General features: G+C 64.2%; 18 protein-coding genes. 11 read left to right on the top strand and 7 right to left on the bottom strand.

From position 1 onward, the window contains the following. Window positions 1-67: 67 nt before the first annotated feature. A complete protein-coding gene (locus CFY91_RS13275; RefSeq protein WP_093986849.1) occupies window positions 68-1096 on the bottom strand; it encodes an RNA methyltransferase in 1029 nt (342 codons plus the stop codon). A 150-nt stretch (window positions 1097-1246) separates the two neighbouring features. Here CFY91_RS13275 and CFY91_RS13270 point away from each other — a divergent pair, with 150 nt between their 5' ends. The 5 genes from CFY91_RS13270 to CFY91_RS13250 all read left to right on the top strand — a co-directional run bounded on the left by CFY91_RS13270 (window position 1247) and on the right by CFY91_RS13250 (window position 10757). Next, a complete protein-coding gene (locus tag CFY91_RS13270; RefSeq protein ID WP_093986935.1) occupies window positions 1247-2500 on the top strand; it encodes an MdtA/MuxA family multidrug efflux RND transporter periplasmic adaptor subunit in 1254 nt (417 codons plus the stop codon). Next, window positions 2497-5574: an MdtB/MuxB family multidrug efflux RND transporter permease subunit gene (locus CFY91_RS13265; protein ID WP_093986848.1), complete on the top strand. Its 3078-nt coding sequence runs from the start codon at window positions 2497-2499 to the stop codon at window positions 5572-5574. The genes CFY91_RS13270 and CFY91_RS13265 overlap by 4 nt, the downstream gene beginning before the upstream one ends. Before the next feature lie 13 nt (window positions 5575-5587). Beyond that, window positions 5588-8674: an efflux RND transporter permease subunit gene (locus CFY91_RS13260; protein WP_093986934.1), complete on the top strand. Its 3087-nt coding sequence runs from the start codon at window positions 5588-5590 to the stop codon at window positions 8672-8674. After that, window positions 8671-10074, top strand: a complete 1404-nt coding sequence (locus CFY91_RS13255) for an efflux transporter outer membrane subunit (RefSeq protein ID WP_093986847.1) — start codon at window positions 8671-8673, stop codon at window positions 10072-10074. The genes CFY91_RS13260 and CFY91_RS13255 overlap by 4 nt, the downstream gene beginning before the upstream one ends. Before the next feature lie 239 nt (window positions 10075-10313). Beyond that, window positions 10314-10757, top strand: a complete 444-nt coding sequence (locus CFY91_RS13250; protein ID WP_093986846.1) for a YqaA family protein — start codon at window positions 10314-10316, stop codon at window positions 10755-10757. A 6-nt stretch (window positions 10758-10763) separates the two neighbouring features. Here CFY91_RS13250 and tpx read toward each other — a convergent pair whose 3' ends face one another. Next, window positions 10764-11264: a thiol peroxidase gene (gene tpx, locus CFY91_RS13245; protein ID WP_093986845.1), complete on the bottom strand. Its 501-nt coding sequence runs from the start codon at window positions 11262-11264 to the stop codon at window positions 10764-10766. Between the two features lie 151 nt (window positions 11265-11415). On the opposite strand from tpx, the gene CFY91_RS13240 reads away from it, so the two are divergent. Next, window positions 11416-11868 (top strand): copper chaperone PCu(A)C, encoded by a 453-nt coding sequence (locus tag CFY91_RS13240; protein ID WP_093986844.1) that lies wholly within the window; start codon window positions 11416-11418, stop codon window positions 11866-11868. A 12-nt stretch (window positions 11869-11880) separates the two neighbouring features. On the opposite strand, the gene CFY91_RS13235 is transcribed toward CFY91_RS13240, so the two are convergent. Genes CFY91_RS13235 through gorA form a run of 3 tightly spaced genes read right to left on the bottom strand, consistent with a single transcriptional unit; the run spans window position 11881 to window position 14255 of the window. Continuing rightward, window positions 11881-12258, bottom strand: a complete 378-nt coding sequence (locus CFY91_RS13235) for a VOC family protein (protein ID WP_093986843.1) — start codon at window positions 12256-12258, stop codon at window positions 11881-11883. Window positions 12259-12260: 2 nt separating this feature from the next. After that, window positions 12261-12884, bottom strand: coding sequence for a trimeric intracellular cation channel family protein (locus tag CFY91_RS13230; protein ID WP_093986933.1), 624 nt, complete (start codon window positions 12882-12884; stop codon window positions 12261-12263). An 18-nt stretch (window positions 12885-12902) separates the two neighbouring features. Next, window positions 12903-14255 (bottom strand): glutathione-disulfide reductase, encoded by a 1353-nt coding sequence (gene gorA / locus CFY91_RS13225; protein WP_093986842.1) that lies wholly within the window; start codon window positions 14253-14255, stop codon window positions 12903-12905. 159 nt (window positions 14256-14414) lie between these two features. Here gorA and CFY91_RS13220 point away from each other — a divergent pair, with 159 nt between their 5' ends. Further along, complete coding sequence (locus CFY91_RS13220) at window positions 14415-15143, top strand: 1-acylglycerol-3-phosphate O-acyltransferase (protein WP_093986841.1); 729 nt, start codon at window positions 14415-14417, stop codon at window positions 15141-15143. Window positions 15144-15181: 38 nt separating this feature from the next. On the opposite strand, the gene CFY91_RS13215 is transcribed toward CFY91_RS13220, so the two are convergent. Beyond that, complete coding sequence (locus CFY91_RS13215; protein WP_093986840.1) at window positions 15182-15919, bottom strand: amidotransferase; 738 nt, start codon at window positions 15917-15919, stop codon at window positions 15182-15184. 34 nt (window positions 15920-15953) lie between these two features. After that, entirely contained in the window at window positions 15954-16424 is a 471-nt protein-coding gene (locus tag CFY91_RS13210) for a hypothetical protein (protein WP_093986839.1), read from the bottom strand. A 173-nt stretch (window positions 16425-16597) separates the two neighbouring features. Between CFY91_RS13210 and CFY91_RS13205 the strand changes: the two genes are divergently transcribed. The 4 genes from CFY91_RS13205 to CFY91_RS13190 all read left to right on the top strand — a co-directional run bounded on the left by CFY91_RS13205 (window position 16598) and on the right by CFY91_RS13190 (window position 20791). Further along, window positions 16598-16981, top strand: coding sequence for a MerR family transcriptional regulator (locus CFY91_RS13205; RefSeq protein WP_093986838.1), 384 nt, complete (start codon window positions 16598-16600; stop codon window positions 16979-16981). A gap of 47 nt (window positions 16982-17028) precedes the next feature. Continuing rightward, window positions 17029-18192: an isovaleryl-CoA dehydrogenase gene (locus CFY91_RS13200; RefSeq protein ID WP_093986837.1), complete on the top strand. Its 1164-nt coding sequence runs from the start codon at window positions 17029-17031 to the stop codon at window positions 18190-18192. A gap of 90 nt (window positions 18193-18282) precedes the next feature. After that, complete coding sequence (locus CFY91_RS13195) at window positions 18283-19890, top strand: carboxyl transferase domain-containing protein (protein WP_093986836.1); 1608 nt, start codon at window positions 18283-18285, stop codon at window positions 19888-19890. Window positions 19891-19990: 100 nt separating this feature from the next. Continuing rightward, window positions 19991-20791 carry a gamma-carboxygeranoyl-CoA hydratase gene (locus CFY91_RS13190; RefSeq protein ID WP_093986835.1) on the top strand — a complete coding sequence of 267 codons (801 nt, stop codon included), beginning with the start codon at window positions 19991-19993 and terminating at the stop codon, window positions 20789-20791. Window positions 20792-20810 lie beyond the last annotated feature (19 nt).

Raw genomic sequence — 20810 nt, 5'->3', positions numbered from 1 at the left:
AGGGGAGTACATGCTGGGCGTCAGGCAGCAAGCCGTCAAGCCCGCTGCGGCAGGCCGTCGCAGGGTATCAGTCAAGCTGCCGGGTCTTGATGCGCCGCTCGGCGCGGGCGCGCAACTGGCCGCAGCCGCCGTCGATATCCTGGCCGGCGGAATTGCGCACCTTGGTAAGCACGCCGCGGCTGTGCAGGTAACGCACCATCTCGATGATGCGCTCCCCGGAGGGGCGCTGGTAACTGTCGCCCTCCAGACTGTTGTAGGGGATCAGGTTAAGCACGGCAAATTTGCCCTTGAGCAGGCGCAGCAGCCCATCCAGTTCATCCTGGCCATCATTGACTCCGGCGAGCAGGGTCCACTGGTATTGGATCGGGTAATCCACCCGGCGTGCGTAGGCCTCGCCCAGCTCGACCAGTTCTTGCGGGCTGAGAGGTGCGGCATTAGGCAGCAGTTCGCGGCGCTTGACCGGACAGGTGCTGTGCAGCGACAGGGCCAGCGCCGGCTTTACCTCGCGCTGGCCGAGGCGTTCGAAGACCCGTGGATCGCCCACCGTGGAGAACACCAGGTTCTTGTGGCCGATACCACCATCACCGGCCATCAAGTCGATGGCCTGTAGTACGTTATCCAGGTTGTGCGCCGGCTCGCCCATGCCCATGAACACCACTTTCTTGACCGCGCGCAGACGCCGCGCCTGGGCCAGCTGGGCGAGCAGTTCCAGGCTCGACAACTGACGCAGCAGGCCACTCTTGCCGGTCATGCAGAAACGGCAACCTACCGCACAGCCTATCTGCGTCGACACACACAGGCCGCCACGCGGCAGCAACACGCTCTCGACCAGCTGGCCGTCGGCCAGGGCCAACAGCAGGCGCTCGGAGCCATCGGCAGCAGGATGCCGGCTGTGCAGGCGCAGCAGGCCATCGAGCTGTTCCGACAGGGCTGGCAACCCCTGGCGCACGGCGAGGGGCAGGAAGTTCTCGGCCTTTTGCAGGCGCGTACCACTGTCCAGGGGCAGGCCTTTGAGCCAGGCCCGCTGGATACGTCCGATATGGCATGGCTTGGCGCCGAGGCTGGCCAGCTGTGCTTGGAAATGACTGATCTGCATGGGCGCGCATGCTACCACCAGCGCCCGGCATACGCAGTGCTTTGCCTTTGCCAACAAGCGCTTAGCCAAGGTAAATGACGGGTAAAGAGACTAGGCGCGACACGCGAGAGTGCTTATCGTTTGGCCTCGTTTATTTATCACTGGTCGATCATGCCTGCTTCCTCTGCATTCCCGCTGTCCATCGTGCGTCGTTACTGGCCCTGGCTGGTTCTGCTGATCTTGCTCGGCGGGGCCTTTTTCTGGTGGCAGGGCAAGGGCAGTGGTGCACCGGCTGGCGGTCCCGGAATGGGCCCGGGCATGGGCAGAGGAGCCTGGGGCGGGGTCACTCCGGTACGTGTCGCCACGGTCAGCCAGGGTGACTTTGCCGTCTACCTCAAGGCGCTGGGTACGGTCAGCGCGCTGAATACGGTGAGCGTTCGCAGCCGGGTGGCCGGCGAACTGGTGGAACTCGGCTTCAACGAAGGTCAAACGGTGCAGCAGGGCCAGCTCTTGGCGCGGATCGATCCACGCCCCTATGCAGTGGCGGTGCAGCAGGCTGAGGGCGCCCTGGCTCAAACCCAGGCGCAACTGCGCAATGCCGAACAGGAGCTGCGCCGTTATCAGCAACTGGCCGAGGATGACAGCATTGCCCGGCAGACCCTGGACAGCCAACGCGCGCTGGTCGAGCAATACCGTGGTCAGCTCAAGAGCAGCCAGGCCAGCCTGGCCGAAGCCCGCCTGAACCTGCAATTTACCCGCATCAGCGCGCCGCTGAGTGGCCGGGCCGGGTTGCGTCAGGTGGATGTTGGCAATCTGGTCGCGGCCAATGACAGCACGCCGTTGCTGACCATCACCCAGACCCAGCCGATCGCCGTGCAGTTCACCCTGGCCGAAAGCCTCTTGCCGCAACTGATCGAGGCCGTACGTGCTGGCCAGCGCCTGCCCGTGGAGGCCTGGGACCGCAGCGAGCAACAGCGTCTGGCCGGCGGCGAACTGCTGAGCATGGACAACCAGATCGATGCCACGACCGGCACCCTGCGCTTCAAGGCACAGTTCGCCAATCAGGATGAGCACCTGCTGCCCAACCAGTTCGTCAATGTGCGGGTACTTGCGAGCACCCTCAAGGACAGCCTGCTGCTGCCGGTCGCCGCCGTGCAGTTCGGCAACCAGGGCAACTTCGTCTTCGTGGTCAAGGACCAGCAGGTCAGCCTGCGCGCAGTCGAGGTCGGCCCCAGTGACGAACGGCACAGCGTGATTCTGTCCGGGCTCAGTGTCGGTGAGCAGGTGGTGCTGGAAGGCACCGATCGCCTCAAGGACGGCGCCAGGGTAGAGGTGGTCGAGGGCCTGTCCAAGCCGGCCAGTGAAGCCGCACCCGGGCCGCGGCCAGGGCAGGGCGAGGGCGCGGGGCGGGGGCCGCGCGGGTGAACATTTCCCGTCCGTTCATCCTCCGTCCGGTCGCCACCACCCTGTGCATGCTGGCCCTGCTGCTGGCCGGGCTGCTCGCCTATCGGCTGCTCCCCGTTTCAGCACTGCCGCAGGTTGATTACCCGACCATTCGCGTGATGACCCTGTATCCCGGAGCCAGTCCGCAGGTCATGGGCAGTGCGGTCACCGTGCCGCTGGAGCGTCAGTTCGGCCAGATGCCCGGCCTCGCGCAGATGTCCTCGAGCAGCTCCGGCGGTGCCTCGGTGATCACCTTGCGCTTTGCTCTGGAGTTGTCCATGGACGTGGCCGAGCAACAGGTGCAGGCGGCGATCAATGCGGCCAGCAACCTGCTGCCCAACGACCTGCCGACCCCGCCGCTGTACAACAAGGTCAACCCAGCCGACACCCCGGTACTGACCCTGGCCATCACCTCGGAGCATGTGCCGCTGCCACGCGTGCATGACTTGGTGGATACGCGCATGGCGCAGAAACTCGCCCAGGTCAGCGGGGTAGGTCTGGTCAGCCTGGCCGGCGGGCAGCGTCCGGCGCTGCGCATTCGCGTCAACCCACAGGCCCTGGCTAGCTATGGCATGACCCTCAGCGACGTGCGGCAACTGGTCAACGCGGCCAACGTCAACCAGCCCAAGGGCAACTTCGACGGGCCGACCAAGGTGTCCATGCTGGATGCCAATGACCAGCTGAAAAGCCCGCAGGACTACGCGGAACTGATCCTCGGCTACCAGGACGGCGCCACCCTGCGCCTGCGCGATGTCGCGCAGATCATCGATGGGGCGGAAAACCAGCGGCTGGCCGCCTGGGCCAAGCAGAACCGTGCCGTGCTGCTGAATATCCAGCGTCAGCCGGGAGCCAATGTCATCGAGGTGGTCGAGCGCGTGCAGGCGCTGTTGCCGCAACTACAGGCCAGCCTGCCGGGCGGCCTGCAGGTGACGGTGCTCACGGATCGCACGCAGACCATCCGCGCCGCGGTGCGCGATGTGCAGCACGAGCTGTTGCTGGCCATCGCCCTGGTGGTGATGGTGACCTTCGTGTTCCTGCGCCGACTGTCTGCCACGCTGATTCCCTCCATCGTGGTGCCGCTGTCGCTGGTGGCCACCTTCGCGGTGATGCACCTGGCCGGATTTTCCCTGAATAACCTGACGCTCATGGCGCTGACCATTGCCACTGGTTTCGTGGTCGACGACGCCATCGTCATGCTGGAGAACATCACCCGCTACCTGGAGCAGGGCGAAACACCGTTGAATGCCGCGCTCAAGGGCGCCCGGCAGATTGGTTTCACGCTGATTTCGCTGACTTTCTCGCTGATTGCCGTACTCATTCCACTGCTGTTCATGCAGGACGTGGTGGGCCGGCTGTTCCGCGAATTCGCCATTACCCTGGCCGTGGCCATCCTGATCTCCCTGCTGGTCTCGCTCAGCCTTACTCCGATGATGTGCGCGCGCCTGCTCAAGACCGGCCGGCAGCATGCCGACGCGGAGGATGACTGGCTGAGTCGCCTGATCGCCGGCTATGCCCGTGGCCTGCAGTGGGTACTGGGCCACCAGCGGCTGACCCTGGCCACGGCGCTGGCCACCCTGGGGCTCACCGTGCTGCTCTACCTGGCGCTGCCCAAGGGCTTTTTCCCGGTGCAGGACACCGGCCTGCTGCAGGGTATTTCCGAAGCGCCGCAGTCGATTTCCTTCCAGGCCATGAGCGAACGCCAGCAGCGCCTCAGCGAGGTCATCCTCGCCGACCCGGCAGTGGCCAGCCTGAGTGCCTATATCGGTGTGGATGGCGACAACAGCACGCTCAACAGCGGACGTCTGCTGATCAATCTGAAGCCGCACGACGAGCGCGAGGTCAGCGCACAGCAGGTCATCGAACGGCTGCGCCCGGCATTGGCTGGCGTGCCGGGCATCGAGCTGTTTCTGCAGCCGGTGCAGGATCTGTCCATCGAGGACAAGGTCAGCCGAACCCAGTACCAGTTCAGCCTGGAATCGCCGGACAGCGCGCTGCTGCACGAGTGGGCGCCACGCCTGCTGGCCGCCTTGCAGGCCCAGCCGGCCCTGCGTGACGTCAGCAACGACCAGCAGGAGCAGGGCCTGCAGGTCTACGTGGAAATCGACCGGGATGCCGCCGCACGGCTGGGCGTGAGCGTCAGCAGCATTACCGATGCGCTCTACGATGCCTTCGGCCAGCGGCAGATCTCCACGGTGTTCACCCAGAGCAGCCAGTACCGCGTGGTGCTGGAAAGTGCCGAGGCCAGCCAGGCCGGCCCGCAGGCGCTAGAACAGTTGCATGTCGCCGGCAGCGGCGGGGTGCCTGTGCCGCTGGCCAGCCTGGCGCGTTTCGAACAGCGCCCGGCAGCCCTGGTGATCAACCACATCGGCCAGTTCCCGGCGGTTTCCTTCTCCTTCAACCTGGCGCCCGGTCTGGCTCTCAGCGATGCCTTGCAGGCGCTCGAGGAGGCCCGCCAGGCCAGCGGCCTGCCGGAAGGCGTGGAAGTCCGCCTGCAGGGGGCCGCACAGGCCTTCCAGGCCTCGCTGTCGAGCACCCTGTGGCTGATCCTCGCCGCGGTGCTGACCATGTACATCGTGCTCGGCGTGCTCTACGAGAGCTATATCCACCCGATCACCATCCTCTCCACCTTGCCCTCGGCGGCGGTTGGCGCCTTGCTGGCCTTGCTGCTGGATGGCAGCGAACTGGGGCTGATCGCCATCATCGGCATCATCCTGCTGATCGGCATCGTCAAGAAGAACGCCATCATGATGATCGACTTCGCCCTGGAGGCGCAGCGCGAGCAAGGCATGAGCGCCGAGCAGGCCATTTACCAGGCGGCGCTGCTGCGGTTCCGGCCGATCCTGATGACCACCCTGGCCGCGCTGTTCGGTGCCGTGCCGCTGATGCTGGCCTCCGGCTCCGGGGCCGAGCTGCGCCAGCCGCTGGGCCTGGTGATGGTCGGCGGGCTGATCGCCAGCCAGTTGCTGACCCTGTTCACCACGCCGGTCATCTATCTGTTCTTCGACCGCCTCAGCCAGCGCTTGCGTGGCCAGGCCGTCGCGCCGGCTGGCCAGTGAGGCGCTGCCCGCGATGAACCTGTCCGCGCCCTTTATCCAGCGTCCGGTGGCGACGCTGCTGCTCAGCCTGGCCTTGCTGCTGGTCGGCGCGCTGAGTTACCGCCTGCTGCCGGTGGCGCCGCTGCCGGACATGGACTTCCCGACCATCACTGTGCAGGCCAGCCTGCCCGGTGCCAGCCCGGAGGTGATGGCCACCACCGTGGCCGCACCACTGGAACGCGCGCTGGGCAGCATCGCCGGGGTCAGTTCGATGAACAGCCGCAGCGGCCAGGGCAGCACGCGGATCATCCTGCAGTTCGAGCTGGGCCGCGATATCAACGCCGCCGCCCGTGAAGTGCAGGGCGCCATCAATGCCGCGCAGAAGCTCCTGCCCAGTGGCATGCGCAGCCCGCCCAGCTATCGCAAGATCAACCCTTCGCAGGCGCCGATCATGGTGATTGCGCTGACCTCGCCACAGTTGAGCAAGAGCCAGCTCTACGACCTGGCCGACAGCCTGCTCGGCCAGCGCCTGGCGCAGGTGCAGGGCGTCGGCGAGGTGCAGATCGGCGGCAGTTCGCTGCCGGCAGTGCGCGTGCAGTTGCAACCGCAGCAACTGGAACACTACGGCCTGGCGCTGGACGAAGTGCGGGCCGCCATCGCCAGCGCCAACCTGCGCCGGCCCAAGGGGCAGGTGGAGGATGCCCAGCGCCACTGGCAGGTGCAGGCCAACGAACAGTTGAGCCACGCCGCGCAATACCGCGATCTGGTGATCCGCCAGCGCGATGGCGCCATCCTGCGCCTGGCCGATGTGGCTCAAGTCGAAGACAGCGTGGAGAACCGCTACAACAGTGGTTTCTTCAATGATCAGGAAGCCGTGCTGCTGGTGATCAACCGCCAGGCCGGCGCCAACATCATCCAGACCATCGATGACATCAAGGCGCAGTTGCCGCTGTTGCGAGCGGTGTTGCCGAGCAGTGTCGAACTGGACGTCGCCATGGACCGTTCGCCGGTGATCCGCGCCACCCTGGCCGAGGCCGAACGTACCCTGCTGATCGCCGTGGGCCTGGTCATCCTCCTGGTCTGGCTGTTTCTCGGCCGCGCGCGCCGGGCATTGATTCCCGCGCTGGCCGTGCCGGTTTCCCTGGTCGGCACCTTTGCGGTGATGTATCTGGCCGGCTTTTCCCTGAACAACCTGACGCTGATGGCGCTGATCATCGCCGCCGGGCTGGTGGTGGACGACGCCATCGTGGTGCTGGAAAACATCGCCCGGCATATCGACCAGGGCATGCCGCCGTTGCCGGCTGCGCTGCAAGGCACCCGCGAGGTTGGTTTCACCCTGCTGGCGATGAACCTGTCGCTGGTGGTGATCTTTGTCGCCATCCTGTTCATGGGCGGACTGGCCAGCCAGCTGTTCCACGAGTTCTCCATCACCCTGGCCGTGGCCATCCTGATTTCCCTGCTGGTATCGCTGACGCTGACCCCAATGCTCTGCGCCCGCTGGCTGAAGGCCGAGCCGGCGGAGCAGGGCAGTGGCCTCGTCGCATTCAGCCAGCGCGCCAACCAGCGGCTACTGGCCGGCTACCAGCGTGGCCTGGACTGGGCTCTGGCGCGCCCGGCGCTGATGCTGGCCAGCCTGTTACTGGCCATCGGCCTGAGCGTGGCGCTGTACATCCAGGTGCCCAAGACCTTGCTGCCCATGCAGGACACCGGCCAGCTGGCCGGCTTCATTCGCGGCGACGACGGGCTGTCGTTCCAGGTCATGCAGCCGAAGATGGAAATCTTCCGCCGCGCCGTGCTGGAAGATCCCGCGGTGCACAGCGTCGCCGGCTTCATCGGCGGCGACGGGGCCAGCAACAACGCCTTCATGATCGTGCGGCTCAAACCCATGGCTGAGCGTGACTCGGCGGAGCAGGTGGTGGCGCGGCTGCGCCGCAATCTGCCGCTGGTGCCGGGCGGGCGGCTGATGCTGATGCCCGATCAGGACCTGATGTTCTTCGGTGGCCGCCAGGGCAGCAGCTCGCAATACGAGTACAAGCTGCTGTCCAGCGACTTGCAGCTGTTGCGCCAGTGGCGGCGCAGTGTGGCCGAGGCGTTGCGCAGCCTGCCGGAACTCACCGCCATCGACGCCAATGACGGCAGCGGCGCGGAGCAGGTACGCCTGGTCATCGACCGGGTGGCGGCCCGCCGCCTCGGCCTGCAGATGGACGAAGTCAGCGCCTTGCTCAACAACGCCTTCAGCCAGCGGCAGATTTCCACCATCTATGCCAGCCTCAACCAGTACAAGGTGGTGCTCGAGGTCGACCCGCGTTACGCGCAGTCGCCGCAGGTACTCAAGCAGATCCACCTGATCGCCAGCGATGGCCGGCGTGTGCCGCTGGCGGCTTTTTCCCGCTTCGAGCGCAGCCTGGCCGACGACCGGGTCACCCATGACGGCCAGTTTGCCGTGGAAAACATCAACTTCGACCTGGCCGAAGGCGTGAGCCTCGACCAGGCGGTACGCGCCATCGACCGGGCCATGGCGGCCATCGGCCTGCCTGGGGAAATCCAGGGCAGCCTGGGCGGCAGCGGCCAGCAATTCCAGCAGGCCCAGCAAAGCCAGCCACTGATGCTGCTGGGCGCCTTGCTGCTGGTCTACCTGCTGCTGGGCATCCTCTATGAAAGCTACCTGCACCCGCTGACCATTCTCTCCACCTTGCCCTCGGCCGGCCTGGGTGCCTTGCTGGCCATCGAGCTGAGTGGCGGGCAGTTCAGCCTGATCTCGCTGCTCGGTTTGTTCCTGCTGATCGGCATCGTCATGAAAAACGCCATCCTGATGATCGACCTGGCCCTGCAACTGGAGCGCGAACAGGGCCTCGACCCACTGCAGGCCATCCGCCAGAGCTGCCTGTTACGCCTGCGGCCGATCCTGATGACCACCCTGGCCGCGGTGCTGGGTGCCGTGCCGCTGCTGGTCGGCGGCATGGAAGGCGCGGAAATGCGCCAGCCGCTGGGCCTGGCGGTGATTGGCGGGCTGCTGCTCAGCCAGTTGTTGACCCTGTTCACCACTCCGGTGGTCTATCTCAGCCTGGAGCGCCTGCGCTTGCGCGGTCGTTCCCTGTCCCGTGTGGAAAGCTTGTCATGAATGCATTGCCGTCTCTGTTTCTGTTCACCAGCGTATTGCTGGCCGGCTGTGCCATCGGCCCGGACTACCAGCGCCCGGCCACGCCGCAGGCCGCGCATTACCTGGCCATGCCCGGCTGGAAAACCGCCACGCCAGCCGATACATCTGGCGCAGGCCGCTGGTGGCAGGGTTATGCCGACGCCGAACTGGACCGCCTGCTCACTCAGCTCGAAACCGACAACCTGCGTCTGGCCAGTGCCGAAGCGCAATACCGCCAGGCGCGAGCCCTGGCCGGTGGCGCACGGGCTGGCTTGCTCCCCAACCTGGATCTGGGCGCCGGCATGCAACGCAGCGGACAAGGGCAGGGCAGTGCGGCGCTGCACAGCAAAAGCTACGACGCCAACCTGGCGATCAGCTGGGAAGTCGATCTGTGGGGCAAGGTGCGCCGCGAACTGCAAGCCGCCGACAGCAGCGCCCAGGCCAGCGCGGCAGAACTGGCCGCCTTGCGCCTGAGTCTGCAAAGTGAACTGGCGCAGAATTATCTGCAACTGCGCAGCCAACTGCGCCAGCGCGATCTGCTCGAAGAGACGGCCAAGGCTTACCAGCGGGCCTTGCAGATGAGCGAAAGCCGCTACCAGGCAGGACTGGTCAGTCGCGCGGATGTCAGCCAGGCCATCACCCAGCTGCGCAACACCCAGGCGCAGGCCGTTGAGCTGGATGGGCAAATCGCCCAATTGCGCCACGCCATCGCCGTTTTGCTGGGCCAGACACCCGGCCAGCTGCAACTCAGCGGGCGCCGTGAACTGCCCAGCCTGCCGGCCTTGCGTGCCGAGCTGCCTTCGGCCTTACTGGAACGCCGCCCCGATGTGGCAGCCGCGGAGCGCCGGGTGATGGCCGCCAACGCGCAAATCGGTGTGGCCGAAGCGGCGTATTTCCCGGATTTTCGCCTCAGTGCCAGTGCCGGCTATCGCAGCAGCCAGCTGGGCGACTGGATCAGTGCACCCAATCGGGCCTGGTCACTCGGCCCGCAGCTGGCGCTCAGCCTGTTCGACGGCGGCTTGTTGCGTTCACGCGTCGAACAGGCGCGTGCGCAGTACGAACAGACCGTGGCGGATTACCGGCAACAGGTCTTGCAGGCGATTGCCGAGGTCGAAGACCAGTTGGTGCTACAGGACGCCTTGCAGCGTGAAATCCAGCTACGTCAACAAGCCCTGGACGCCGCCCGCGATGCCTTGCGCCTGGCAGAAAACCAGTACCGCGCCGGTACCGTCGACTACCTGAACGTAATCAGCGCGCAAAACACCGCACTGCAAACCGAGCGCACGCTGATCGGCTTGCAAGGCAGTTTGTTGATCAGCAGCGTAAAACTTACCGTGGCCTTGGGCGGCGATTGGTCGAACACGCCGGATGATGCACGCTAGGTGTTCGTTGACAGCCTGGCATAGTGGAATAGATGCCGCAGAATCGCGGCATTGACCTTCCTGCTGATGCGTTATGTAATTTCGCATAATGTGCATTATGTTAAATTAGTATTATTGAACGCCCCGGACTGTCTGTCATGCCAATGCTTCCTCAGCAAGACGCATCGACAATAAGCACTCGCCCGGTTTCTGCAGGCTGTCTATGATCGTCGCCCTATCATCCGCCCGGAGTGCTGTGTGTGACATCCGTGTCGGCCTATCTGGGCCTGTTCTTCAGTGCGCTGCTCGCCGCCACGCTGTTTCCCGCGCAATCGGAAGCCGTATTGCTGGCGTTGCTGCACGCCGGCCAGCAGACGCCCTGGCTGCTTTGGCTGGTTGCCACGCTGGGTAACGTGCTGGGTTCGCTGGTCAACTGGTGGCTGGGCCTGTTGCTGCTGCAACCACGCGTCAACCAGGCCTGGTGGCAACCCAGCGAGCAGCGCCTGCAACAGGCCCAGGCCTGGTACCGCCGCTATGGACGCTGGAGCCTGTTGCTCAGCTGGATGCCGGTGCTGGGCGATCCGCTGACTCTGGTCGCCGGCCTGCTGCGCGAGCGACTCGTGGTGTTCCTGCTGCTGGTCAGCCTGGCCAAGGGCGCGCGCTATCTGCTGCTGATCGCCCTGGCACAGGCCTGGCTGGACTAGCCAGACTTACTGCAGGGCTGCCAATGCCGCGGCATAGTCCGGCTCATTGGCAATCTCGCTGACCAGCTCGGCGTGCAGCACGCGGTTGTTTTCGTCCAGCACCACCACCGCACGGGCAGCCAGACCGGCCAGTGGGCCGCTGGCCAGGGCCACGCCATAATCCGTGAGGAAGGCTGCACCACGCAGGGTTGACAGGTTGACTACCTTATCCAGCCCCTCGGCGGCGCAAAAGCGCTTCTGGGCGAACGGCAGATCGGCAGAAATGCACAGCACCACGGTATTGGCCAGGCTGGCGGCCTGAGCGTTGAAGGTACGCACGGAGGTTGCACAGGTCGGCGTATCCACGCTGGGGAAGATATTCAGGACCTTGCGCTGGCCGGCAAAGTCCTGCAAGCCGACATCCGTCAGGTCGCCGTTGACCAGACGGAAATCCTTGGCGGTCTCGCCTACTTGGGGAAACTGGCCGAGGACGGCAAACGGGGTGCCTTTGAGGGTAACCTGGGACATGGAAATCTCCTTGTGCGCTGGTAGGAATTGAGTGCTCAGTGAAGCACAGCCCGGCGATGCCGACCAGCCTCGCCGGCATTGATCCAGCACAAGACAGTCCGCTCGGTGCAGCTTATGCTAGCCGGCAGCTTCCCCACCCTGCGGAGTCATCATGCTCAAGTACGCCCTGCCCCTGCTCTCCCTGCTGGCCCTGCCCCTCGCGCAGGCACACGACTATCAGTTGGCCGACCTGCACATCGATCATCCCTGGTCACGCGCCATGCCGCCGAATGCTCCGGCGGGCGCCGCTTACTTCCTGGTGGAAAACCGGGGTAACAGCGCGGATCGTCTGGTGGCCGTCAGCACGCCGCGCGCCGGCAAGAGCGAACTGCACAACCATGTGCATGAAAACGGCCTGATGAAGATGGTGCATGTGCCCGCCGTGGACGTGGCAGCCGGCGCGCAGGTGGAGTTCTCGCCGGGCGGCTACCACGTGATGCTTTTCCAGCTCAACCAGCCGCTGCAGGCCGGCGACCGCTTCCCGCTGACCCTGCAGTTCGAGAAAGCTGGCAGCATCGAGGTGGAAGTTCAGGTGCAGGAAGGTAGCAGCGCCGCGCACCACTGAGCGTTCGCCTGCTCAGAGGTAGCGACTGATTTCCAGCAAATTGCCGTCAGGGTCGCGGAGGTACAGCGACTCGATAGGCCCCAGGGCGCCGGTACGCAATACCGGCCCCTGCTCCACCGGCACTTGCAGAGCCGCCAGGTGTTCTTGCAACGTGGCCAGCGACCAGTCGGTGATCAAACACAGATCGGCCGAGCCCACCTGAACAGCAGCAGCCTTGGGCTCGAACTCATGTCCGTGCAGATGCAGGTTGATCTTCTGCTGGCCAAAGCACAACGCATGGCGTCCCTCGCCAAATAGCTCATGACGCATGCCCAATACCTCTTGGTAGAAAGCCAGGCTACGCGACAGGTCGCTGACGGTGAGTACCAGATGGTCAAGACGCAGCAGCATGCTCAATCCCGGTCGAGCAGATGGAAACGCGGCAGCGCCAGGCCCCAGCGCAGCGCCGCTACGCGGGTCAGCAGCACCACCAGCATGGCGATGCCGGTATCCAGCCAGTGCGGCGTGCCCAGATCACGCAACAGGATGAAGGTCAGCGAGCCGGCAATACAGGCCGTGGCATAGATTTCCTTCTTGAAGATCAGCGGAATCTCGTTGCAGATCACGTCGCGCATCACCCCGCCCGCCACGCCGGTCATCACCCCCATGATCACCGCGGTGCTGTTCGGCACCTGATTCTGCAGGGCCACTTCCGTGCCGATCACCGTGAACACCGCCAGCCCGAAGGCGTCGGCAAGCAGCAGACCGCTCTCATGGATGGGCCGGGTCAGACGCACCCAGAGCACCGTGCCCACTGCCGACAGCGACGCCACCAGGATATACAGGTCGTTGCGAATCCAGCTGACGGGGTGATTGTCGAGGATCAGGTCGCGCAGCGTACCGCCGCCCAGCGCGGTGATGATGGCAATGACCAGCACACCAAACAGGTCCATGGACTTGCGCCCGGCCATCAGAGCGCCGGTAATGGCGAATACCGCCACGCCAAACAGGTCGGACAGGTAGAAAAGTTGTTCGATACTCATGCCAGGCAGGCCTTACAACGGGGTGCGCATGGTAACAAACTCCTCGGCGGCCGTCGGGTGGATGCCGATGGTTTCATCGAACACCTGCTTGGTTGCCCCGGCCTTGAGCGCCACGGCGATCCCCTGCAGCATCTCCCCGGCCTCGGCGCCAACCATATGGCAGCCCAGCACGCGGTCAGTCTCGGCATCCACCACCAGCTTCATCAGCGTGCGCTCCTGGCAATCGCTGAGGCTCAGTTTCATGGCGCGAAAGCGACTTTCGAAGACTTTTACCGAATAGCCGGCGGCACGTGCCTGTTCTTCACTGAGACCTACCGTGCCGATGTTCGGCAGACTGAATACTGCGGTGGGGATCAATTGGTAATCCACTGGGCGATAGCTCTGCGCCTGGAACAGACGGCGTGCCACTGCCATACCTTCGGCCAATGCCACGGGCGTAAGCTGGACACGACCGATCACGTCGCCAATCGCCAGGATCGACGGGGTACTGGTTTCGTAGCGGTCATTGACCTGGATGAAGCCCCGCTCATCCAGCGTCACGTCCACCTGCTCCAACCCCAGGTTGTCGAGCATCGGGCGCCGCCCGGTGGCGTAGAAGATGCAGTCGGCGCTGACTTGTCGGCCATCGGCCAGGCTGGCCAGCAGCGAGCCGTCGGCCTGCCGTTCGATGCGCTGGATATCGCTGTTGAATTGCAGGTCGATGCCCTTGCGGCTCAGCTCATCCCGCAGGTGCAGGCGTACCGCCTGATCGAAGCCGCGCAGGAACAGATCACCGCGATACAGCAGGCTGGTCTGGCTACCCAGGCCATGGAAAATCGAGGCGAACTCCACGGCGATATAGCCGCCGCCGACTACCAGCACGCGGCGTGGCTGCTCCGAAAGATGGAACACCTGGTTGGAGTCGGTGGCATGTTCGATACCCGGGATGTCCGGGCGCTGCGGCCAGCCGCCCACGGCAATCAGGATGTGCTCGGCGCTGTAGCGTATGCCGGCCACGTCGACATGGTGGGCATCGACCAGCCGTGCGTGCCCTTCGAGCAACTGCACGCCACTGTTCACCAGCAGGTTGCGGTAGATGCCATTGAGACGCTGGATTTCACGATCCTTGTTGCCGATCAGCGTCGCCCAGTCGAAACGCGCCTGCTCGACCTGCCAGCCGAAACTCGCCGCCAGGCCGAGATCTTCGTGCAGGTGCGCGCTGTACACCATGAGCTTTTTTGGCACACAGCCAACATTGACACAGGTGCCGCCCAGGTAGCGGCTTTCGGCTACCGCCACGCGCGCGCCAAAACCGGCAGCAAAGCGCGCTGCGCGCACGCCGCCGGAACCGGCACCGATGACAAACAGGTCGAAATCAAAGGCCATGGCAATTCACTCCCAAACGCTATTGGCATACGGCCGGGAGCATACCTGTTCCTGACCGGCGGCGCAGGTCTGCACGGCCGGCATGATCGGCATCAATTGCCGTGCTCAGCGCACACCCGTACACTGCGCGCCCTTTTCCTGCCATTTGGGCGAATATCCATGCTGTTTACCCTGCGTATGTCGATGATGGGCATACACTTTCTGATCGCCGGCACGCTCGGCCTGATTCTCGGCCTGTGCCGTCCGTTCAACCCGGACAACAGCCGCCTGTGCGCGCGCCTGTATTCCTGGCCAGCCTTGCGCCTACTGAATATCAAGGTGGATACCGCCACCGAAGGGCTGCGCGATCATCAGCGTTCCTGTGTGATCGTCGCCAACCACCAGTCCAACTACGACCTCTACGTGCTGGGCAAGGTGGTCCCGAAACGCACCGTGAGCATCGGCAAGAAAAGCCTCAAGTGGGTGCCTTTTTTCGGCCAGCTCTACTGGCTGGCCGGCAACGTGCTGATCGATCGCGGCAACGCCCGTCAGGCCAAGCAGGCCATGCTCACCACCACCGAAACACTGCAACATCAGGACACCTCGATCTGGGTGTTCTGCGAAGGCACGCGCAACCTCGGCAAAGGCCTGTTGCCCTTCAAGAAGGGTGCCTTCCAGATGGCCATCGCCGCCGGGGTGCCGATCATTCCGGTATGCGTCAGTACCTATGCCGGCAAACTCAGCCTCAACCGCTGGCTGGGCGGGCGCATTCGTATTGAATCCTTGCCAGCCATTCCCACCAGCGGACTGAGCATGGACGACCTGCCCGCGCTGATCGAACGCTGCCGTGAGCAGATGCAGGCCTGCATTACCCGCCTGGATAACCAGTTGCAGTTGGCAAAGGGCTGACTAAACAACGGGCGCCTGTGTGGCGCCCGTTGTTCATCTCAGGCGCTACGCCGCGCGTTGGCGACGAAACGCATCATCCACTCGCCTACCGTCTTGCCGTGATGCTCACGCTCGAGACTTTCCCGGGCACGCCTGTACACAGGTTCGGCGAACTGCTGTTGGCGCACCTCCATCAGCGCGCGGGAATAGTCAGCGACGAACTCCGGGTGGCCCTGGAAACACAGCACCTGGTCACCAATCCGGTAGGCGGCGTTGGCACAAAAGTCGCTGCTGGCCAGGCGCGTGGCCTGCGGCGGCAATTCGGTCACCTGGTCCTGGTGACTGATCAGCAGGTGTAGTTCCGGAAGGGCCGGCTGCATCCACTCGGCTTGCTCATGCAGCTGATAGACATGGTTACCCAGCCCCCAGCCCTGACTGGCCCGCTCAGCCTTGCCCCCCAGGAGCAGGGCCAGCAACTGATGGCCGAAGCAGATGCCAAGCAGTTTGTCGCCGGCCGCGTAGCGTTTCAGCAGATAGTCCTTGAGCACCTGAATCCACGGATCGCTACCGAAAGAATCGGCCTTGCTGCCGGTAACCAGATAGGCGTCATAGTGCTGCTGCTCGTCGGGATAATGCCCGGCGACCACATTGAAAATCTCGAAGCGGGCCGGAATCGGCTGATGGGCAAACAGCTGCTCGAACATGCAGCCATAGCCTCGGTATTGCTCGACGAACTCCGGTCGCAGGTCGTCGGTTTCCAAAATACAGATACGCAGGGGATGGGCGCGCTCGGTCATGGCGGGTATTGCTTGAACCTCTTGGGCAGGTGGGTCAGGGAACCAGCAGGCGCTGGTTGGACTTGGCGCAGTGCGCCTGTGTACCAGCCGGCAAACGCAGGCTGGCCAGGGTAGTCGTACAGCGCGCCATATTGGCGGTTTTCTCCACGCGCAGGCGCTGTTCGCCATCGACAAGGAACAAATAGGTATGGTCGTAGCGATCACGGTCATGCCAAGCCTCGAAGGCCTGCTCGCTGAGCACGCAGCGGTAGCTGATCTGCACCGTGAAACCCTTGGCCTTGTGGCGCTGGAAGACATGGTGATAGCGCCCCCAGTCCTTGTCACGCAGGCTCTGCAGGCGCACGGACTCACAGTCCTCCAGGCGCGTGATGTCTGCCTCGTGGAGCAACACGCTTTGTCCGTAAGTGGTTCCGCCCAACTCCACATTGGCCAGCAGGTAGACCCGCGATTCACCGGCCATGCACAGCGGAGCGAGCAGTAAGCCAAGCCAGGCAAGACGCCTCATGGTCCACTCCTTCCCGGTCGAAAACGCAGAGACTAAACAAGGCTGGCAGGCTTGACCATCCTGGCTTTAACAAAAAGCGCAGCATCCCGCACGGCTGGTTATCAGGGCACCGCAGATTGACGTTAACGTCAATTACGCTTACGTTAACGTCAATCCATACAATGAATGCTTATATGTCGAAAATCTACTACAGCATCTCCGACCTGGCCCGTGAGTTGGATATCACCACGCGGGCCATTCGTTTCTATGAGGAGCAAGGCATGCTCGCTCCGGAGCGACGCGGCCAGGAACGTATCTACTCAGCCAAGGACCGCGTGGCGCTTAAGCTCATTCTGCGTGGCAAACGCATCGGCTTTTCCCTGGCCGAATGCAAGGAACTGATCGAGCTGTACGACCCGGCCGGCGGCAACCGCAAGCAGCTGGATACGTTCATGGAGAAGATCGCCGAGCGGCGCGCCCAGCTGCAACAGCAACTACTGGACATCCAGCAGATGCAACTGGAACTCGACACGGCCGAGGAGCGCTGCATCGCCGCGTTAGAACAAACTCAAGCCTGACAAGCACTTATCTACCAAAGCTAACAAATACAATGAAAGGTGGAACCATGCGCTACCCAACCCTCAACTTCGGCCTCGGCGAGACCATCGACATGCTGCGCGACTCGGTGCACCAGTTCGCCCAGGCCGAGCTGGCCCCACGTGCGGCGCAGATCGACCGCGACAACGAGTTCCCCATGGACATGTGGCGCAAGTTCGGCGACATGGGCCTGCTCGGCATGACCGTGGAAGAGGAATACGGTGGCAGCAACATGGGCTATCTGGCCCACGTGGTGGCCATGGAAGAGATCAGCCGCGCCTCGGCCTCGGTCGGCCTGTCCTACGGCGCCCACTCCAACCTGTGCGTCAACCAGATCCGCAAGAACGGCAGCGAGGCGCAGAAGCAGAAATACCTGCCCAAGCTGTGCTCCGGCGAGCACATCGGCGCGCTGGCCATGAGCGAGCCGAATGCCGGCTCCGACGTGGTGTCGATGAAGCTGCGCGCCGAGAAGCGCGGCGACCGCTATGTGCTCAATGGCAACAAGATGTGGATCACCAACGGCCCGGATGCCCACACCTACGTGATCTACGCCAAGACCGACCTCAACGCCGGTTCCAAGGGCATCACTGCCTTCATCGTCGAACGCGACTTCAAGGGTTTCTCCCGCCACCAGAAGCTCGACAAGCTGGGCATGCGCGGTTCCAACACCTGCGAGCTGGTATTCGAGGACTGCGAAGTACCTGAAGAGAACATTCTCGGCGGGGTCGGCCGTGGCGTGGCGGTGCTGATGAGCGGCCTCGACTACGAGCGCACCGTGCTCTCCGGCGGCCCCACCGGGATCATGACGGCCTGTATGGATGTGGTGCTGCCGTATGTGCACGAGCGCCAGCAGTTCAAACAGTCCATCGGCGAGTTCCAGCTGGTGCAGGGCAAGCTGGCCGACATGTACGCCGGCATGAACGCCTCCAAGTCCTACCTGTACACCGTGGCCAAGGCCTGCGACCGCGGCGAGGAATCGCGCAAGGACGCCGCCGCGGTGATCCTCTACACCGCAGAAATGGCCACCAAGATGGCCCTCGACACCATCCAGCTGCTGGGCGGTAACGGCTACACCAACGAATACCCGGCCGGCCGCCTGCTGCGTGACGCCAAGCTCTACGAGATCGGCGCCGGCACCAGCGAAATCAGGCGCATGCTGATCGGCCGCGAGCTGTTCAACGAGACCAAATAAAGCCGCTGGAGGCTCGAGGCTGAAGGCTCGACGGAAAGCAGCCACAGCCCTCGTCCAGCCTCCAGCCTATAGCGCTGTTTCGAGGGGTTTATGACCATCCTGCATACCCAGATCAATACCCGCTCGGCGGAGTTTGCCGCCAATAGCGCAGCCATGCTCGCCCAGGTCAACGACCTGCGCGCCCTGCTCGCCCGCATCCATGAAGGCGGCGGCGCCAAGGCCCAGGAACGTCACACTTCGCGCGGCAAGCTGCTGCCACGCGAGCGCATCAACCGTCTGCTCGACATCGGCTCGCCCTTCCTCGAAGTCGGCCAGCTGGCCGCCCACGAGGTGTACGGCGAAGACGTACCGGCCGCCGGCGTGGTCGCCGGTATCGGCCGCGTCGAAGGCGTCGAGTGCATGATCATCGCCAACGACGCCACGGTGAAAGGCGGCAGCTACTACCCGCTGACCGTGAAAAAGCACCTGCGCGCCCAGACCATCGCCCAGCAGAACCGCCTGCCATGCATCTACCTGGTGGACTCCGGCGGCGCCAACCTGCCGCGCCAGGAAGAGGTGTTCCCCGACCGCGAGCACTTCGGCCGCATTTTCTTCAACCAGGCCAACATGAGCGCCCAGGGCATCCCGCAGATCGCCGTGGTCATGGGCTCCTGCACCGCTGGCGGCGCCTATGTGCCGGCGATGAGCGACGAGACCATCATGGTGCGCAACCAGGCCACCATCTTCCTGGCCGGCCCGCCGCTGGTGAAGGCCGCCACTGGCGAGGTGGTGACCGCCGAGGAACTGGGCGGCGCCGATGTGCACTGCAAGACCAGCGGCGTGGCCGACCACTACGCGGAAAACGACGAGCACGCCCTGGCCCTCGCCCGCCGCTGCATCGCCAACCTAAACTGGCACAAGCTCGGTCAGTTGCAGGCTCGCACGCCCATCGCCCCGCTCCACGCGGCGGACGAACTGTACGGGGTGATCCCGGCGGACGCCAAGCAGCCCTTCGATGTGCGCGAGGTGATTGCGCGGGTGGTCGATGGCAGCGAGTTCGATGAATTCAAGGCGCTGTTCGGCACCACCCTGATCTGCGGCTTCGCCCACGTCCACGGCTACCCGGTGGCGATCCTCGCCAACAACGGCATTTTGTTTGCGGAGGCGGCGCAGAAAGGCGCGCACTTCATCGAACTGGCCTGCCGGCGCGGCATCCCGTTGCTGTTCCTGCAGAACATCACCGGTTTCATGGTCGGCAAGAAGTACGAGGAAGGCGGCATCGCCAAGCACGGCGCCAAGCTGGTCACCGCCGTGGCCTGCGCCAAGGTGCCGAAGTTCACCGTGATCATCGGCGGCAGCTTCGGCGCCGGTAACTACGGCATGTGCGGCCGCGCCTTTGAGCCGCGTTTCCTATGGATGTGGCCCAACGCGCGGATCGGCGTAATGGGTGCCGAACAGGCTGCCGGCGTGCTGGTGCAGGTCAAGCGCGAGCAGGCCGCCCGCGCTGGTCACCCGTTCAGCGATGAAGAAGAAGCGCGTATCAAGCAGCCCATCGTTGCCCAGTATGAACAGCAGGCCCACGCCTACTACTCCAGCGCCCGCCTGTGGGACGACGGCGTGATCGACCCGGCGCAGACCCGCGACGTGCTCGGCCTGGCGCTGTCCGCCAGCCTCAATGCGCCCATCGAGCCGACCCAGTTCGGCGTGTTCAGAATGTAACGAACAACGAGAACAGCGCTGGAGGGCGGCTGGAGGCTTGACGTCCAGCCCTCCAGCCTCAAGCCAAGGGCCGCAGGCCTTCGTCTGCAGGAAATCGAATATGCACACCCCCCCATTTCAGACTATTGAACTTGAACGTTCCGCACGGGGCTTCGCCACCCTGTGGCTAAACCGTGCCGAGAAGAACAACGCCTTCAACGCCGAGATGATCCGCGAGCTGATCCTCGCCATCGACGCGATCGCCGCCGACAAGACCTTGCGCTTCCTGCTGCTGCGCGGCCGCGGCAAGCACTTCTCCGCCGGCGCCGACCTGGCCTGGATGCAGGCCTCGGCCAAGCTCGACTACAACGCCAACCTGAATGATGCCCGCGAGCTGGCCGAGCTGATGTACAACCTCAACGCCCTGAAGATTCCGACCCTGGCCGTGGTCCAGGGCGCGGTCTTCGGCGGTGCGGTAGGTCTGGTGAGCTGCTGCGATATGGCCATTGGCGCGGAAGACGCGCTGTTCTCGCTGTCCGAAGTGCGCATCGGCCTGGCCCCGGCGGTGATCAGCCCCTTCGTGGTCCAGGCCCTGGGCGAGCGCGCCGCACGCCGCTACGCGCTGACCGCCGAACGCTTCTCCGGCAACCGCGCCCGCGAGCTGGGCTTGCTGGCGGAGGCCTACCCGGCCGCCGAGCTGGATGCCCAGGTCGAAGCCTGGGTGGACAACCTGTTGCTCAACAGCCCGCAAGCCATGCAGGCCAGCAAGGACCTGCTGCGCGAAGTGGCCAGTGGTGTGCTCACGCCCAACCTGCGCCGCTATACCGAAAACGCCATCGCGCGCATCCGTGTCAGCCCCGAAGGCCAGGAGGGGCTCAACGCCTTCCTGGAAAAACGCACGCCCGCCTGGCAGGAGCAATAAGCATGATGATTTCCTCCCT

Source organism: Pseudomonas fluvialis, from assembly GCF_002234375.1.
Lineage (GTDB): Bacteria > Pseudomonadota > Gammaproteobacteria > Pseudomonadales > Pseudomonadaceae > Aquipseudomonas > Aquipseudomonas fluvialis.
This window is presented reverse-complemented; position numbering and strand designations above follow the sequence as displayed.

Bases quoted from the DNA above. Each gene is read 5' to 3' on its own strand.
- CFY91_RS13195 (WP_093986836.1), top strand. From the start codon at position 18,283: ATGACCATCCTGCATACCCAGATCAATACCCGCTCGGCGGAGTTTGCC.
- CFY91_RS13190 (WP_093986835.1), top strand. From the start codon at position 19,991: ATGCACACCCCCCCATTTCAGACTATTGAACTTGAACGTTCCGCACGG.
- CFY91_RS13270 (WP_093986935.1), top strand. From the start codon at position 1,247: ATGCCTGCTTCCTCTGCATTCCCGCTGTCCATCGTGCGTCGTTACTGG.
- CFY91_RS13220 (WP_093986841.1), top strand. From the start codon at position 14,415: ATGCTGTTTACCCTGCGTATGTCGATGATGGGCATACACTTTCTGATC.
- CFY91_RS13255 (WP_093986847.1), top strand. From the start codon at position 8,671: ATGAATGCATTGCCGTCTCTGTTTCTGTTCACCAGCGTATTGCTGGCC.
- CFY91_RS13235 (WP_093986843.1), bottom strand. From the start codon at position 12,258: ATGCTGCTGCGTCTTGACCATCTGGTACTCACCGTCAGCGACCTGTCG.
- gorA (WP_093986842.1), bottom strand. From the start codon at position 14,255: ATGGCCTTTGATTTCGACCTGTTTGTCATCGGTGCCGGTTCCGGCGGC.
- CFY91_RS13205 (WP_093986838.1), top strand. From the start codon at position 16,598: ATGTCGAAAATCTACTACAGCATCTCCGACCTGGCCCGTGAGTTGGAT.
- CFY91_RS13240 (WP_093986844.1), top strand. From the start codon at position 11,416: ATGCTCAAGTACGCCCTGCCCCTGCTCTCCCTGCTGGCCCTGCCCCTC.
- CFY91_RS13260 (WP_093986934.1), top strand. From the start codon at position 5,588: ATGAACCTGTCCGCGCCCTTTATCCAGCGTCCGGTGGCGACGCTGCTG.
- tpx (WP_093986845.1), bottom strand. From the start codon at position 11,264: ATGTCCCAGGTTACCCTCAAAGGCACCCCGTTTGCCGTCCTCGGCCAG.
- CFY91_RS13210 (WP_093986839.1), bottom strand. From the start codon at position 16,424: ATGAGGCGTCTTGCCTGGCTTGGCTTACTGCTCGCTCCGCTGTGCATG.
- CFY91_RS13275 (WP_093986849.1), bottom strand. From the start codon at position 1,096: ATGCAGATCAGTCATTTCCAAGCACAGCTGGCCAGCCTCGGCGCCAAG.
- CFY91_RS13200 (WP_093986837.1), top strand. From the start codon at position 17,029: ATGCGCTACCCAACCCTCAACTTCGGCCTCGGCGAGACCATCGACATG.
- CFY91_RS13215 (WP_093986840.1), bottom strand. From the start codon at position 15,919: ATGACCGAGCGCGCCCATCCCCTGCGTATCTGTATTTTGGAAACCGAC.